The organism is Paraburkholderia sp. GAS348 (assembly GCF_050434205.1).
In the GTDB taxonomy this organism is placed as follows: domain Bacteria; phylum Pseudomonadota; class Gammaproteobacteria; order Burkholderiales; family Burkholderiaceae; genus Paraburkholderia.
The window spans coordinates 216,944-232,280 of record NZ_JBNPVT010000007.1 but is presented as its reverse complement, the minus strand read 5'-3'; the positions used below and the strand labels follow the sequence as shown (position 1 = coordinate 232,280).

Below are 15,337 nucleotides of genomic sequence, written 5' to 3'. Positions count from 1 at the left end.
GCCGGGCGCGCGAGGGTGCGTTACGGATAAAAAATCTGTACGCGGAAATTGGACGCGACCGCATTGCCCGTGTCGAGATGGACGATCATGGTCTGGGTCGTGTGCGCCGGCAGGCCGGCTGCAATCGGCGTGCCGGGCGCGACGTAGTCTTGCGGCCACAGCACGCGGCGCACCGCGACATTGTTCTGGTCGTCGAGTAGCGTGAGCTCGATGGCCGGGTAGGCCAGCGCAATATTGAAGCGGTTGCGCAGCGGCATCTTCAGTTCGAGCTTGTGCGGGCCGTCGATCTGCCGCAGATCGGAAGGCTCGACCTGCAGACCGTCAATGTCGTGCGGCGGCGTGATCTGGCAGCCGAGCTGCGCGCAGGCCTTTGCATAGAGCGTCTGCGAGCGTGGGAAGTAGATCTGCACAGTTTCGCGTTGCCACCAGGCGAGTTGCGCGAGCAGGGCGATAACCAGCAGCGTTGCGGCCACCGAGCCGGAAATGATCCAGCCGAGGTGGCGCGGTTCGGCCGGGCGCGTTTCACGCACCACCGGGAAGGGATCGGCGCCGTCATGCACCGGCTTGACCGCGAAGGGTTCGCCGCTCGATCCAAAGGTGGCTGTGCCCGGGCCGCCCGCACCTGAGCCGAGGCCTGCGCCGAGGCCGCCGGCGCCAGCCGCGCCCAAGCCAGCCGCACCCAAGCCAGCCGCACCCAAGCCAGCCGCACCCAAGCCAGCCGCATCCAAGCCGGCCGCACCCAAACCGGTCGCACCTGAGCCAGCCGCACCTGAGCCGGCCCCACCTGAGCCAGCCCCACCTGAGCCAGCCCCACCTGAGCCGGCCGCGCCAAAATACGGCTCATTATCAGGAATGCCATGCAAGGGGCGCGGCTCCTTCAGAACCTGTTCGTCGGCATCAGAAGGATGTTCAGAAGGACGCTCGGTCTTGTGCCAGACCCGTGGTGCTTCCTCCGCAGCCGGATTGGCCTCGTGAGCGAAAGGCTCGCGCGGCACGTCGGCGGGTGCGTCGGTCTCGTAAGCGAACGGGGTGCGTGGCGCGTCCGCGAGAATGGGTTCGTTGTCGGGAGGAGTCGGCCTGGTGAAGGCGCTCGCCGGCAGTTCCGGCTCGGTAGCATGACGCGGCGTGACCGCGACGCCTGCGCCGGTGGAGACCGGCGGAGCCGGCAGATTGCGGGCGTTGTGAAGCAGGCGGTTGTCGATCGCGGCGTCGGGCGCCGCTGCCCACGGGTTCCATGCCTCGGCGCTGAAATCAGGGTCTTTGGGGCGTACACCGGACAAAGCCTCGATCGCAGCCGCTGCGGCAACCGGCTTGGCGGTGGAAAAATCGCCGTCCTCGTTCAGTTCGAACAGGCTGCTCGACGCGTCGAATGTTTCATGGCACTGCCCGCAGCGCACGAGGCCGCGGCGCAGCGCGAGCTGCGCCGGTTGCAGGCGGAAGACGGTTTCGCAGAAGGGGCAACGCGTTGCCAGGAGCATATTGAGCCGGTAAGCCGAGAGGCTGTTGATTGGACAATACGCCCTATTCTAATGGCTTTCGCGGCGTGTTCCCGTGAGACATACCCAACCTTCGTGTTCGCGCCATACGCCGATGTCGATCCATCGTGCATAGACCTGCGCCACTTCGTCCGCCTGGCGCGCCAGGATGCCTGACAGCGCGATCCGGCCGCCCGGCTTGACCTTCGACGACAGCATCGACGCCATCAGCTTGAGCGGATTGGACAGGATATTGGCGACCACGATATCGAATTCGCCGGTGGGGCATTCGTCGGGCAAGCCGTACGTGACTTCCGCCCGGTTGCGCTCGCTGTTGTGACGCGCCGATTCGACCGCTTGCGGGTCGATATCGATGCCATACACCGGATTGGCGCCGCACTTTCTGGCGAGGATCGCGAGGATGCCTGAGCCGCAGCCGTAGTCGAGAACGGATTGCTCCGGCTTCACCGATTGCTCCAGCCATTCCATACACAGACGTGTAGTGGGATGGCTGCCGGTTCCAAATGCGAGGCCAGGATCGAGTTCCAGCACGAGAGCGTCGGGGTCCGGTGCGTCGTGCCACGAGGGCACGACCCAGATGCGCTCGCCGATTGGAATCGGATCGAATTGAGACTGTGTGAGACGTACCCAATCCTGCTCTTCGACTTCGCGCACGGTGAACGAAGGTGCGGGGTCGAGGCCCAGCTCATTGGCCGCCGCGGTGAGCAGCACCGCCGGCTCGTGTTCCGGTGCGAGCAGCGCGATCACCCGCGAACGCTGCCACGCCGTGCGATCCGGCGTGAGACCGGGCTCGCCGAACAGCGGCTGCTCGTCGGGCGTGTCGGCGTCTGCATCTTCAACCGATACGGACAGCGCGCCCAACTCGAGCAGCGCGTCGGAGAACTCCTCCGCGTGCTCGCGTGCCAGCTCGGCGATCAGTTCCCGGTAGCTCATGACTTACGCTTCTTCCGGCGCGGCCTGCTGCTTCGCGGCCAACCGGTTTTCGAGGTAATGAATGCTGGTGCCGCCTTCGACGAACTTCGCGTCCAGCATCAGCTCGCGGTGCAGCGGGATGTTGGTCTGAATGCCTTCGACCACCATTTCCGACAACGCGATGCGCATCCGCTTGATCGCTTGCTCGCGCGTTGCGCCGTAAGCGATCAGCTTGCCGATCATCGAATCATAGTTCGGCGGCACGAAATAGCCATTGTAGGCGTGCGAATCGACGCGGATGCCGGGGCCGCCCGGCATATGCCACGACGTCAAACGTCCCGGCGACGGCGTGAATTTGAACGGATCTTCTGCATTGATCCGGCATTCGATCGCATGACCCTTGAACACGATGTCGCGCTGACGGAAGGCGAGCTTCTCGCCCGCTGCGATGCGGATCTGTTCCTGCACGATGTCGACGCCGGTGATCAGCTCGGTCACCGGATGCTCGACCTGCACGCGCGTGTTCATTTCGATGAAGTAGAACTCGCCGTTTTCGTACAGGAATTCGAACGTGCCCGCGCCGAGGTAGCCCATCTTCTTGCAGGCGTCCGCGCAACGATCGCCGATGCGTTCGATCAGGCGCCGCGCGATGCCTGGCGCCGGCGCTTCTTCGATCACTTTCTGGTGACGGCGCTGCATCGAGCAATCGCGCTCGCCCAGCCAGATCGCGTTCTTGAACGAATCCGCCAGGATCTGGATTTCGACGTGCCGCGGGTTCTCCAGGTATTTCTCCATGTAGACCTGCGGGTTGCCGAAGGCACGGCCGGCTTCTTCGCGCGTCATGTTGACCGCGTTGACCAGCGCCGCTTCGGTGTGGACCACGCGCATGCCGCGACCACCGCCGCCGCCGGAGGCTTTGATGATCACCGGATAGCCGACCTGGCGGGCAATCTTCACGATCTCTTTCGGATCTTCCGGCAATGCGCCTTCAGAACCCGGCACGCAAGGCACGCCGGTTTTGATCATGGTTTGCTTGGCCGTCACCTTGTCGCCCATCATCCGGATCGTTTCCGGGCGCGGGCCGATGAAGGTGAAGCCGGACTGCTCGACGCGCTCGGCGAAGTCGGCGTTTTCCGACAGGAAGCCGTAGCCGGGGTGGATCGCTTCGGCGTCCGTCACTTCTGCCGCGCTGATCAGCGCCGGCATGTTCAGGTAGCTCAGATTCGAAGGCGCCGGGCCGATACAGACCGCCTCGTCCGCGAGCTTCACGTACTTGGCTTCCTTGTCGGCTTCCGAATAGACGACGACCGTCTTGACGCCCAGTTCGCGGCAGGCGCGCTGGATACGAAGCGCGATCTCGCCACGATTGGCAATGAGGATTTTTTCAAACATAGCGGATTTTCGACTCATCAATAGGCGCCTGGTTGGTCACAATACAGGCTGCCCCAGAGGATCGGTCGCGCGCCTCGGGAGGGCAGGCGCGCGGGCGGCAGGCGCAAAAAAGCGCAAAGCGTGCCGCGTTAGCCGACCACGAACAACGGTTGGCCGTACTCGACCGCCTGACCGTTTTCGACGAGGATTTCCTTCACCACGCCGGACTTGTCCGACTCGATTTCGTTGAGCAGCTTCATCGCTTCGATGATGCAGATCGTCTGGCCTTCCTTGACCGTGTCGCCCACCTGGACGAACGGCTCGGCGCCCGGCGAAGGCGCGCGGTAGAAGGTGCCGACCATCGGCGAGGTCACCACGTGGCCTTGCGGCGCGACGGCGGCCGGCGTAGCCGGGGCGCCCACAGCAGCGGCCGGTGCTTCGCCGCCCGGCAACGGGGCCGGCTGGGCATATTGCGGGGCATACGAAGCGGACGGTTGTACGTAAACCGGCGGCGCATTCTTGACGATGCGGACCTTGCCTTCGCCTTCGGTCACTTCGAGTTCGGAAATACCGGACTCCGAGACGAGGTCGATCAGAGTTTTCAGTTTACGTAGATCCATTAGAAGCCCCTTTCAATGCGTAAGGTGCCGGCGCGTACGCAGCCGGCGCAAATTAGACGTGTTTTGGAATCAGCCGCGCGACGAGCCAGCGGACAGCCGGTCGAGCGCGAATTCGAGCGCGTACAGATATCCCTTCCAGCCGAGGCCGCAAATCACGCCCTCTGCCTGGTCGGAGAAATACGAGTGATGCCGGAACGGTTCGCGGCGATGTACGTTCGACAGATGAATCTCGACGAACGGGATGCCGACCCCCGCCAGTGCGTCCCGAATGGCCACGCTGGTGTGCGTGTACGCGGCGGGATTAATCAGTATGAAATCGGTTTTTTCAGTTCGTGCGGATTGGATACGATCGACGAGAGCGCCTTCATGATTGCTCTGGAACGACGCGAGTTCAACGCCTGCGTCCGCTGCGCGATCCGCCAGTGCCTGATCGATCTGCGGTAACGTCACCCGGCCGTAGACCTCAGGTTCCCGGGTGCCGAGAAGGTTGAGGTTGGGGCCGTGCAGTACCAGCAGTCGCGTCATGGTCGCTTCTTTTTCCGTGGAATTGGGCGCACTTTAGCGCTGATTAGAGAAACTTGTCTAGTTTCCTGCGCGTTGGAAACGATCCTGGCGACCTTTTGCCGCTTCTCCGGACGCCCATCTTCTCTCAAATTCGAGCAAATTGCGCGCAATTTCGCGCCTTTTGCCCCTATCTGATCGTCAAGAGAATGTGAAACTTAGAGCGCGTCGAGCGTCTGTTTCAGCGCTTGCGGGTCGATTTGCCCTAATTTTGTCGAGCGAATGTTGCCCTTTGCGTCGATTACTACGGTAAAGGGCAGGCCACCGGCCGTATTGCCGAACGCGCGAGCGAGGTCGGCGCCGCCGAACCCGGTTACGTAGACCGGGTAGGCTACTTTCACCTTCTGCAGGAACGCCTGAACGTTTTTATCCGAATCAACGCCAAGTCCCACGAACTGGATCCCTTTCTTCGCATATTCGCGCTGAAGCTGCGAAAGAGCCGGCATCTCTTCGACGCACGGTCCGCACCACGACGCCCAGAAGTTGACGACGACCGGATGACCTTTAAGCAAACTGAGCGATTGCGGCTTGCCGTCGACGTTCGTGACGGGCGCGGCCCAAAGTTGCTCAACCGGGTTTTGCGTGAAACCGGGTTGCGACGCGTGGGCGAGTTCCGGGCCGCCATTTAGCCAATGATTGGCCAGCACCCCGCCGCCCGCAGCGGCGATCGCGACAAGCGCGCCGGCCAGAATCCGTTTCGTATTCATTCCAGGTCTGTCTAATTGGTTGAAGGGGTGACGTCGCTACTGTCGAGCAGCGCCTGAACCGCCTGCTGATTCGCCCGGGCAGTGCGGCCGCGCGCATCGGCCCGTACCGCGCCGCGCAAGTCGTCGGTCTCGTACAAGGCGACGTGGATGCCGGCCGGCTCCGCATCGCGCCCTTCGTTTGTGGGACGCCAGAGGAAGCTCAGCGTCTCGACGTAGCCGCGACCGGCAAAATGCCGCGTTTCCGAAACGTCATACTGAATGTTGGCGTTCAGAAAGTAGATCGCGACTTCTTTCGGGTTGTCGCAGAACACCTGAAGGTGAATATCCGAATGTTCGCCGGCTGTGCCGCCGAGCACCGCGCCGGTCAGATACGGGTTGAACGGCGCGAGCCGCTCCATCCAGTCGATCGCAATGCGGCGTAGGCGCCGTAACAGCGCCGGCTGGCTGTCACCCTGGAAAAGCGATTGATATTCACGGATTTCTTCTTCGATCTGGTCGTTATCCGGCAGCCATTCGCCGGCAACACGACTCTCGCCGACTACCTGCCGTGCCGCTTTACGCTTGGCCGTTGCGTAGTCCAGACCGTCTTCAGCGATCATCCGGGCAGCCGCGATGGCGATTTCCTCGCGCACGCGCTGCGGATCGAAATGTGATTTGCGAACCATCTCTCAATCATACTAGAGATTGATGACAGTCCTTTCCGGGCGGCGCGCGCCCGGTGCTTTGCGTGGGCGAGGCGGGCGGCCATTCTGGCGGCCCCGTTCATAGGGCGATTCGGAGGCGTCGGTTACAATAGCGTCCTTTGCAGACGGTCGTTTCGACCGCTCCTCTGCGCTCCCATCCCTCGCAAAATACGCCCGCGCGGCACGACAGGCTTATGCACATCCACATCCTCGGTATCTGCGGCACGTTCATGGGCGGACTCGCGGTCCTTGCGCGCGGCGCGGGCCACACCGTGACGGGCTGCGACGCCGGCGTCTATCCGCCGATGAGCACGCAGCTCGAGGCGCAAGGCATCCGTCTGATCGAAGGTTATGGCGCCGAGCAGTTGAACGGCCTCAACGCCGACCTGTTCGTGATCGGCAATGTGGTCTCGCGCGGTAACCCGCTGATGGAAGCCATTCTCGATCGCGGCCTGCCTTACGTCTCCGGTCCGCAGTGGCTCGGCGAGCATGTGCTGAACGGCAAGTGGGTGCTGGCGGTGGCCGGCACGCACGGCAAGACCACCACCAGTTCGATGCTGACCTGGCTGCTCGAAGACGCGGGTCTCAATCCGGGCTTCCTGATCGGCGGTGTGCCGCTGAATTTCGGCGTCTCGGCGCGGCTGACCGATTCCAGCTTCTTTGTGATCGAAGCCGACGAGTACGACACGGCCTTCTTCGACAAGCGTTCCAAATTCGTGCACTACCGGCCGAAAACCGCGGTCCTGAACAATCTCGAGTTCGATCACGCCGATATTTTCCCTGATCTGGCGGCGATCGAAACGCAGTTCCATCACCTGATCCGCACGGTGCCGGGCATCGGCCGCATCGTCACGAACGGTCGTGAAGACGCGCTGGAGCGCGTGCTGACGCGCGGTTGCTGGAGCGAAGTCGAGCGCTTCGGCGTGCAAGGCGGCTGGGAAACCTTGCCGGCGGAAGATGGCGTGCCGGTCGACGAGCGTTTCGCCGTGTATCACAACAGTGAGCGCGTCGGGGTAGTCGACTGGCAGGTGCAGGGCGAGCACAACCGCATGAACGCGCTGGCCGCGATCGCCGCCGCGCGCCATGTCGGCGTGCCGCCGGCGCAGGCCGCGAAATCGCTGGCGAGCTTCCGGAATGTGAAGCGCCGCATGGAAGTGCGCGGCAGCGTCGACGGCGTGACCGTCTACGACGATTTCGCCCATCACCCCACGGCGATCGAGACTACGGTGGGCGGACTGCGCGCACGCGTCGGCCACGACAACACGCGAATCCTGGCCGTGCTGGAGCCGCGCTCGAACACCATGAAGCTCGGCGTGATGAAAGCGCAATTGCCGACCAGTCTGGCCGACGCCGACCTGGTGTTCGGCTACGGCGCGCCGGCCGGCCGCGACGCACTCGGCTGGGATCTAGGCGAAGCGCTCGCGCCGCTCGGCGGCAAAGCGCAGGCTTTCGACAATATCGAGGCGCTGGTCAAGGCTGTGGTTCACGCAGCGCGCCCCGGCGACCAGGTTCTGGTGATGAGCAACGGCGGCTTCGGCGGCGTGCATCAGAAGCTGCTCGACGCACTTTCCGCACGAGGCGATTTGTGATCCTTTATCTGCACGGTTTCCGCTCGTCGCCCGATTCGTTCAAGGCGCGCGTGCTGGCGGCACGCCTTGCCGAACTCGGCCGCAGCGACGAATGGTGCTGCCCGATGCTGCCGGTCTCGCCGTTTGAGACCGTGGCGCTCGCCGAATCGCTGGTGGCGGCCGCGCAACCGAACAACGTGACGGTGATCGGCAGTTCGCTCGGCGGCTACTTCGCCACGTATCTTGCCGAGAAGCACGGCTGGCCGGCGGTGCTGCTGAACCCGGCGGTCGTGCCGCAGCGCGATCTGAGCGCCTATCTCGGCGAACAGCCGTTATGGCATGGCGGCGGCAGCATTACGGTCGAGCCCCATCATCTGGACGAGCTCCGCGCGCTCGGCGTCGCGTCGATTACGCGGCCTGAACGCTATTATTTGATGGCCGCCACCGGCGACGAAGTGCTCGATTACCGCGAAATGCTTGCGCACTATCCGGGCGCGCGCACTACGCTGATCGAAGGGAGTGACCACGCGATCAGCGAATTCGCACAATACGTCGACGAAGTGCTGGCTTTTTGCGATGCCGAAGACGTCGAGCCGCCGGCGCCGCGCGAAGCGGCCTGAAGACCCCGACCGACGATCCAGCGGCGAGACTGTTGCGGATCACCAGATTCATGCCGCTGGCGCGCGCGTATCGCGCTGCGGATCCACCACCACGAACACGTTGCCGTGCCGCGCACGCAGTGACCGATAGCTGAACCCAATCGGGCGCGCCGGCGGATGCAAGTCAGAACGAGAGTATTGAGTGAACGTTTTCTTCGAGGAATCGGGCAGTTTCAAGGCGGGCAGCGTGCTGTCGCGCCAGGGCGATGCTTTTCAGGTCGAGTTGCCGGGCGGCCGGCGCGCCAAGGTGCGCGCGAAAGATGTACTGATCGAATTCGAAAAGCCGACCGCCGGCGAGTTGATGCAGCAGGCCGACGCCGCCGCGCAGGACATCGATCTGGACTTCCTGTGGGAATGCGCGCCGGATGACGAGTTCCCGTTTGCCACGCTGGGCGCCGAGTACTTCGGCGAAGCATTCGGCGCCATCGAGCGGGCGGCGCTGGTGCTGCGCATGCACGGCGCGCCGGTGTACTTCCGCCGCAAGGGCCGCGGCATGTACCAGCGCGCGCCGCAGGAGCAACTCAAGATGGCGCTCGCCGGGCTGGAGCGCAAGCGTCAGCAGGCGCTGGTGCAGGCCGGTTACGAAGATGAGCTGAAGGCGGGCCGTCTGCCGGAAGGCTTCAGCGGCAGCAAGGCACTGGCTTTGCTGACCAAGCCGGACAAGAACACGATCGAATACAAGGCGCTCGAAGGCGCGGCAGCGGCGCGCGGCATTTCGCAGGCGCGGCTGATGCTCGAATGCGGCGGTATTCCGTCGGCCCGCGCGTTGCACGAAGCGAAATTCCTCTCCGAGTTTTTCCCGCACGGCACTGGTTTTCCACCGGTGACGGTCGGCGCGTTGCCGGAAGATCTGCCGGAAGCCGATGTCGAGGCGTTCTCGATCGACGACATCACCACCACTGAGATCGACGATGCGTTCTCCGTCGAGCATCTGGCCGATGGCCGCGTGCGGATCGGCGTGCACATCGCCGCGCCGGCACTCGGCATTGCGCGTGGCGACGATGTCGATGCGATCGCGCGCACGCGGTTGTCGACCGTCTATATGCCGGGCGACAAGATCACGATGCTGCCCGATAGCGTCGTCGAAGCGTTTACGCTGGCTGAAGGCGGCTTGCGGCCGGCATTGTCGCTGTACGTGATCATCAATCGCGAAACGCAGGAAATCGTGGCGAGCGAAACGCGCGCCGAGCGCGTGTTCGTGAAGAACAATTTGCGCCACAACACGTTGGACGAACTGGTCACCGAAGAGGCGCTTGCCGCCGGCACGGGCGACTATCCGCACAAGGAAGACATCGCCGTGCTGTGGCCGTTCGCGCAGGCGCTGTTTGAAAAGCGTCAGACCGCGCGCGCCGGTTACGGCCTGCGGCGCGAAGTGCAGCGCAACACCGATTTCAATTTCTATGTCGAGGGCGAGCACATCACGATCACGCCGCGTCGGCGCGGGTCGCCGCTCGACACGATCGTCGCGGAGCTCGCGATTCTCGCCAACTCGTCATGGGGCGCGTTCCTGCACGACCATGGCGTGCCGGGCATCTATCGTTCGCAACGCGCGTTCGGCGCGCCGACCGGCCCGAAGCGCACCCGCATGCAGACCAACGCCGCGCCGCATGAAGGCTTGGGCGTCACGCAATACGCGTGGAGCACATCGCCGCTGCGCCGCTATGTCGACCTGGTGAATCAGTGGCAGTTGCTCGCTTGCGTCCAGCATGGCGTGACCGCGAAACTGGCTGCGCCGTTCAAGCCGAAGGACGCCGATCTGTTCGCCGTCGTGCAAGGTTTCGACGACACCTACACCGCGTATGCCGATCACCAGCGCCGCATGGAGTACTTCTGGTGTCTGCGCTGGCTGAAGCAGGAGAACAGGAAGCAGGTGGTGGCGTCGGTGGTGAAGGGCGATCTCGTGCGTCTCGAAGAGATTCCGCTGCTGTTGCACGTGCCGGGTCTCGGCGTGCACGCACGTGGCACCCGCTTGCAAATGGAAGTGATGTCGATCGACGAACTGACCGTCGAAGCGTCCGTGCGCCTGTTGCACGTGCTCGACGCACCGGCCGTGGCGAGCGGCGGCGAGCCTGAAGAAGCCGACGAGGGCGAAGAGGAAATCATCGACGTGGCGGATGAAAGCGCCGAAGGCGAAGCCGAGGCCCAGGCGGAAGCCGATCTCGACGGCGGCGCGGCTGAACCGGGCGACGCAGAAAATGGCGCCGGCGACGCGGCACCCGATCAGCAGCATGTCGCGGAGCCAGGACGATGAGCGCCAACGAATCACGCGACCGCTACGCGGTCATCGGCAATCCGGTCGGCCATAGCAAATCGCCGTTCATTCATGGCCGCTTTGCTGCGCAGACCGGCGAGCCGATCGCGTACGGCCACCTGTTGGCACCGGTCGATGCCTTTGTGCCGCACGTGCGGGCTTTTATCGAAGCGGGCGGACGCGGCATGAACGTCACCGTACCGTTCAAGCTTGACGCGCACGCTTTTGCCGACGTGCTGTCGCCGCGCGCGGCGGCTGCGGGCGCGGTAAACACACTGCGGTTCGACGCGAGCGGTGTCTACGGCGACAACACGGACGGCTTTGGTCTGGTGCGCGATATCGAAGTGAATCTCGGCGTTTCGTTGAAGGGGGCGCGGATTTTGCTGCTCGGTGCTGGCGGTGCCGCGCGCGGCGTCGTGCTGCCGATGCTGGACCGCGCGCCACATACGCTGACCATCGTCAACCGAACGGCGGCGAAGGCCGACGTGCTCGTCGACCAGTTCGCGCAAGCCGCGCGCGACGCCGCTTGCCGTCTGACCGGCGGCAGCGCGCGAGCGATCGAAGCAGGCACGTACGACGTGATCGTCAATGCGACGGCGGGCAGTCTGGATGCTTCGTTGCCTGAGTGCGACGACCGCGCGTTCGGCAGCGGCACACTCGCTTACGACATGATGTACGGCGCGCATCCGACGGTGTTCATGGAACACGCACAGAAGCTGGGTGCGCGCGGCGCCGATGGTCTCGGCATGCTGGTCGAGCAGGCGGCCGAATCGTTTTACGTATGGCGAGGCGTGCGGCCCGACGGCGCGCCGGTGCTGGCGGAATTGCGAGCGTTGTTGACGGCGCCGTCGCACGCCTAGACTGCTTTCTGCTTTCCGGAACACACCGACTCACCGATTCACCGACTCACCGACTCACCGATTCACCGACTTGAGGACTCCAGGCACGATGACAGCAACGCGGCGCGCGAGCCGGCCAGGTCCGGGGCGATGGGTGTTCTATCTGGGCGCTGTGGGGGCGATTGCGTGGCTTGCGACGCAGGCGTTTTACTTCGCGCAGATCGCGGTGTGGAATTACGTGAATCCTCAGTCGACGGCATTTATGCGGTCGGATGCGTGGCGGTTGGCGCAGGATCGGCCTGATCTTTCGGTGCAGCATACGTGGGTGCCGTATGAGCAGATTTCACACAATCTGAAGCGCGCGATTATCGCTTCCGAAGACGCGAACTTCGTCAATAACAATGGCTACGAGACGGATGCCATTTTGCAGGCGTGGGAGCGGAATAAGGCCAAGGGCAAGATTGTTCGCGGCGGTTCGACGATTACCCAGCAGTTGGCGCGGAATCTGTTTTTATCGCGGGAGAAGAGTTATATCCGGAAGGGTCAGGAATTGATCATTACGTGGATGCTCGAGACTTTGATGGATAAGCAGCGGATCTTTGAGATTTATCTCAACTCCGTTGAGTGGGGGAATGGGGTTTATGGCGCTGAGGCGGCCGCGCATTATTACTACAAGACTTCTGCGGCTAAATTGACTGCGGGGCAGTCGGCCCGGCTGGCTGTGATGCTGCCGCAGCCCAAGTATTTTGATGAGCACAGGGGATCGGGGTATCTGGCTCAACGGTCGCGCGTGATTGCACGGCGGATGGGGGCGGCGGAATTGCCCGAATAAGGTTCTTTTTGCCTACGGCGTTGGGGTTTGCCTGGGTTGGTTGCCTGCTCGGCGCTTGTTTGTCTGTTTGCCTGCGGTATTGGCTCTTCCTTGATCTGGCTTTGGTGCCTTTCCTTGATCTGGCTTTGGTGCCTTTCCTTGATTTGTTAGTGGTTTATTAGCGTTCGCCCCTGTGCGGGGCAGGCACTTACTTTCTTTGCCGCCGCAAAGAAAGTAAGCAAAGAAAGCGGCTCAAACCGCTAATGCTAAGCGGGCGCCGTGGTTTGCAAAGGGTCGTGGTGCATCTGGAATCGGTGTTCGCGCACCCTCAAGCGTCAGTGACAAGGGCGTCATATTTCCGGCGGCGCTGCGCGCGCCGAAGAGTACTTCACAAAACCGATCACTACGTTTCCGCACTTGCATAAACAAGGCAAAGACCAGCGGCTATAGGCAAACAAACAAAAACCACCCCATGGGGCAATCAAACCCAGCCCCCGGTAGGGCCAAATCCCATTATATGAATCAAGCATTCACATATTGGAGCTTTCCCAAAAGCCGCCCTACAATCGAATCCAACACGCACCGTGAGCCAGAAAAACTGCCCGCGACCAGCGAAAGCAAGTAAAAAACCGGAGACAAGCCAAACCATGCCCAAGCCTCAAAGGCAGCACCCGCGTGCCCGCGCCACCGGCAACACGCACTGCGCCGCACGCAAAGGAAGCCTCCTCTCCGGCCCCGCGCTGTAAGCGCAAAAAACCACCGAAAAGCCAATCGCCATGAACAAAGCGATGCCTACTCACGCCGCCGGCGCGTCCGAAACCGATCTGGCGCCGTCAGCCGATCACGCGACCCGCGCAGCGCCGCAACCGGCCGCGAACGCCGTCAATAGTGCGAACGCCGCCAAAACCCCCCGCGCCAGCGCGCAACTGCCGGTGACCGACGAAATCGCGCTGCCAAGCACGCTGCTAGACATCACGCCGCAACAAGCCGGCACGCAAACGCTCCTGCGCGGCCTGGCAATTCTGGAAGCCGCCGCCGCCGGCGTGCGCGATCTGCGCACCTTCGGCGCCGCGCTCGGCACGACCCGTAGCACCACGCACCGGCTAGTGAGCAGCCTCGTGCAGGCGCGCTATTTGCGGCAAGTGCAAGGCGGCTATCTGCTCGGCCCGAAGCTGATCGAACTCGGCACCATCGCGCTCGAGCAGATGCCGCTCACCGCCGTCGCGCGCCCGCATCTCGAATCGCTCGCTGAACAGACACTCGATACGATCCACCTCGGCGTGCGAGACGGCGATGACGTGCTGTACATCGACAAGATCCCCGGCACCCGTGGCCTCGAAATGCGCTCGCGCGTCGGTCACCGGATGCCGCTGGCGTCGACGGGTATCGGCAAAGCCATGATGCTCGACCTCGCGCTGGACGCATGGCAATCGCTTTTCGAGGCATCGCGGCGCGCGCTCGCCAGCGTCAGTTTCAAGCCGGATAACCGCCCCGACGCGCAGACCTTCATGCAGCGCATGACCAACTACGCCGCGGGTGGCTACACCTTCGACCTCGAAGAAAACGAAGCGTCGATCCGTTGCGTCGCGGCGCCGGTGCGCGATGCGTCAGGCGCAGTGGTGGCGGCGCTGTCGGTGGCGAGCACGATTCCGTATATGCCGCTCGAACGCATGGATGAACTGATTCCGGTCGTGCAGCGCGAGGCGCGTGCGATCTCGGAAGAACTCGGCTGGCGTGCCCCGCAACCGGCAACCCGCAGGATCAAGCGATGAAGCAAGCGGGTTCTCGCACGCGAGCGGTCAATCCGGTGAACCCTGCCGCGGCCGCCGACGCCGGCATCCAGCACGCAGCGCTCATTGCGCTCGACTGGGGTACGACGTCGCTGCGCGCATATCTGTACGACGCGGCCGGCGAAGTGCTGGCGACGCGGGCGTCGACGGCCGGCATCATGAATTTGCCGAATAGCGACGTCGAGCAAGGCGGCTTCGACGCCGCTTTCGACGACGCGTGCGGCGCCTGGCTGAAACAGGCGCCCGCTGTGCCGGTGATCGCGGCCGGCATGGTCGGCAGCGCGCAAGGCTGGGTCGACGCACCGTATGTCGAGGCACCGGCGAATGCCAATGCGCTGGTGGCTGGCATCGTGCGCGTCAAAGCTGCCTGCGGCGCGACGCTGCACATCGTGCCAGGCGTCCTGCAGCGCGGCGACCTGCCGAATGTGATGCGCGGCGAAGAAACACAGATCTTCGGTGCACTCGGTCAGGAGACCGGCGCCGTGGAGGGCGGCAAGCGTGCGCTGATCGGTTTGCCGGGTACCCACGCGAAATGGGCCGTCGTGCAGGCGGGCCGCATCGAACGTTTCCATACTTTCATGACCGGTGAAGTGTTCGCGGCATTGCGCGAGCACACCATCCTCGGCCGCACGATGGTCACGCCGGATCGTCCGGACACCGATGCATTCCTGCACGGCGTGAAGATCGCCCGCGACAAAGGTCAGGCGGGAATGCTGGCCACGGTATTCAGCGCTCGCACGCTTGGGCTCACCGGACAACTTTCGCGCGAACAGCAGCCGGACTATCTGTCGGGCTTGCTGATCGGGCACGAACTGGCCGGTCTCGAAGCCTTGCTCACGCAACAGCAAAACTCGCTCGCCGGGCAGCACTTGCGCCTGATCGGCAATGAAGCGCTGTGCGAGCGCTATCGCGTGGCGCTTGCGCAATTTGGCTGCACTCACGCGGAGCTGGTGAAGCACGCCACCGAGCGCGGCCTGTGGCGCGTCGCCACCCAGGCGGGGCTTGTCAATCCCGCGCCCCAAGCGGTGCACGCCGGCTAACGCGAAGCGCCGCTGCTCACGAAACAAGG

At 63.5% G+C, this 15,337-nt stretch carries 14 protein-coding genes; 7 read left to right on the top strand and 7 right to left on the bottom strand.

What is annotated here, in order from left to right; genetic code table 11:
- Positions 1-20 precede the first annotated feature (20 nt).
- The 7 genes from P3T22_RS15215 to P3T22_RS15185 all read right to left on the bottom strand — a co-directional run bounded on the left by P3T22_RS15215 (position 21) and on the right by P3T22_RS15185 (position 6,332).
- Positions 21-1,478 carry a zinc-ribbon and DUF3426 domain-containing protein gene (locus P3T22_RS15215; protein ID WP_429325365.1) on the bottom strand — a complete coding sequence of 486 codons (1,458 nt, stop codon included), beginning with the start codon at positions 1,476-1,478 and terminating at the stop codon, positions 21-23.
- Between the two features lie 48 nt (positions 1,479-1,526).
- Positions 1,527-2,429, bottom strand: coding sequence for a 50S ribosomal protein L11 methyltransferase (gene prmA, locus P3T22_RS15210; RefSeq protein WP_063497375.1), 903 nt, complete (start codon positions 2,427-2,429; stop codon positions 1,527-1,529).
- 3 nt (positions 2,430-2,432) lie between these two features.
- Positions 2,433-3,800, bottom strand: a complete 1,368-nt coding sequence (gene accC / locus P3T22_RS15205) for an acetyl-CoA carboxylase biotin carboxylase subunit (RefSeq protein ID WP_063497374.1) — start codon at positions 3,798-3,800, stop codon at positions 2,433-2,435.
- 128 nt (positions 3,801-3,928) lie between these two features.
- Positions 3,929-4,399: an acetyl-CoA carboxylase biotin carboxyl carrier protein gene (gene accB / locus P3T22_RS15200; RefSeq protein WP_063497373.1), complete on the bottom strand. Its 471-nt coding sequence runs from the start codon at positions 4,397-4,399 to the stop codon at positions 3,929-3,931.
- 69 nt (positions 4,400-4,468) lie between these two features.
- The gene (aroQ, locus tag P3T22_RS15195; RefSeq protein ID WP_063497372.1) at positions 4,469-4,924 is read right to left on the bottom strand and encodes a type II 3-dehydroquinate dehydratase; all 456 of its coding nucleotides are present in this window, start codon (positions 4,922-4,924) and stop codon (positions 4,469-4,471) included.
- A 194-nt stretch (positions 4,925-5,118) separates the two neighbouring features.
- Entirely contained in the window at positions 5,119-5,667 is a 549-nt protein-coding gene (locus P3T22_RS15190; RefSeq protein ID WP_429325364.1) for a TlpA family protein disulfide reductase, read from the bottom strand.
- 11 nt (positions 5,668-5,678) lie between these two features.
- Entirely contained in the window at positions 5,679-6,332 is a 654-nt protein-coding gene (locus tag P3T22_RS15185) for a hypothetical protein (RefSeq protein ID WP_063497370.1), read from the bottom strand.
- A gap of 212 nt (positions 6,333-6,544) precedes the next feature.
- On the opposite strand from P3T22_RS15185, the gene mpl reads away from it, so the two are divergent.
- From mpl to P3T22_RS15150, 7 genes are all read left to right on the top strand, one after another.
- On the top strand, positions 6,545-7,939 hold the full coding sequence (gene mpl / locus P3T22_RS15180) for a UDP-N-acetylmuramate:L-alanyl-gamma-D-glutamyl-meso-diaminopimelate ligase (RefSeq protein ID WP_063497369.1): 1,395 nt from the start codon (positions 6,545-6,547) through the stop codon (positions 7,937-7,939).
- Entirely contained in the window at positions 7,936-8,538 is a 603-nt protein-coding gene (locus P3T22_RS15175) for a YqiA/YcfP family alpha/beta fold hydrolase (protein WP_429325363.1), read from the top strand. Before mpl ends, P3T22_RS15175 begins: the two co-directional genes overlap by 4 nt.
- Positions 8,539-8,719: 181 nt before the next feature.
- A complete protein-coding gene (locus P3T22_RS15170; protein ID WP_429325362.1) occupies positions 8,720-10,828 on the top strand; it encodes a ribonuclease catalytic domain-containing protein in 2,109 nt (702 codons plus the stop codon).
- The gene (aroE, locus tag P3T22_RS15165) at positions 10,825-11,688 is read left to right on the top strand and encodes a shikimate dehydrogenase (RefSeq protein WP_429325361.1); all 864 of its coding nucleotides are present in this window, start codon (positions 10,825-10,827) and stop codon (positions 11,686-11,688) included. Before P3T22_RS15170 ends, aroE begins: the two co-directional genes overlap by 4 nt.
- An 88-nt stretch (positions 11,689-11,776) precedes the next feature.
- Positions 11,777-12,499, top strand: coding sequence for a monofunctional biosynthetic peptidoglycan transglycosylase (gene mtgA / locus P3T22_RS15160; protein WP_429325360.1), 723 nt, complete (start codon positions 11,777-11,779; stop codon positions 12,497-12,499).
- A gap of 755 nt (positions 12,500-13,254) precedes the next feature.
- Positions 13,255-14,250, top strand: coding sequence for an IclR family transcriptional regulator (locus P3T22_RS15155; protein ID WP_429325359.1), 996 nt, complete (start codon positions 13,255-13,257; stop codon positions 14,248-14,250).
- Positions 14,247-15,308 carry a 2-dehydro-3-deoxygalactonokinase gene (locus P3T22_RS15150; RefSeq protein ID WP_429325358.1) on the top strand — a complete coding sequence of 354 codons (1,062 nt, stop codon included), beginning with the start codon at positions 14,247-14,249 and terminating at the stop codon, positions 15,306-15,308. The genes P3T22_RS15155 and P3T22_RS15150 overlap by 4 nt, the downstream gene beginning before the upstream one ends.
- The last annotated feature ends 29 nt before the right edge of the window (positions 15,309-15,337 follow it).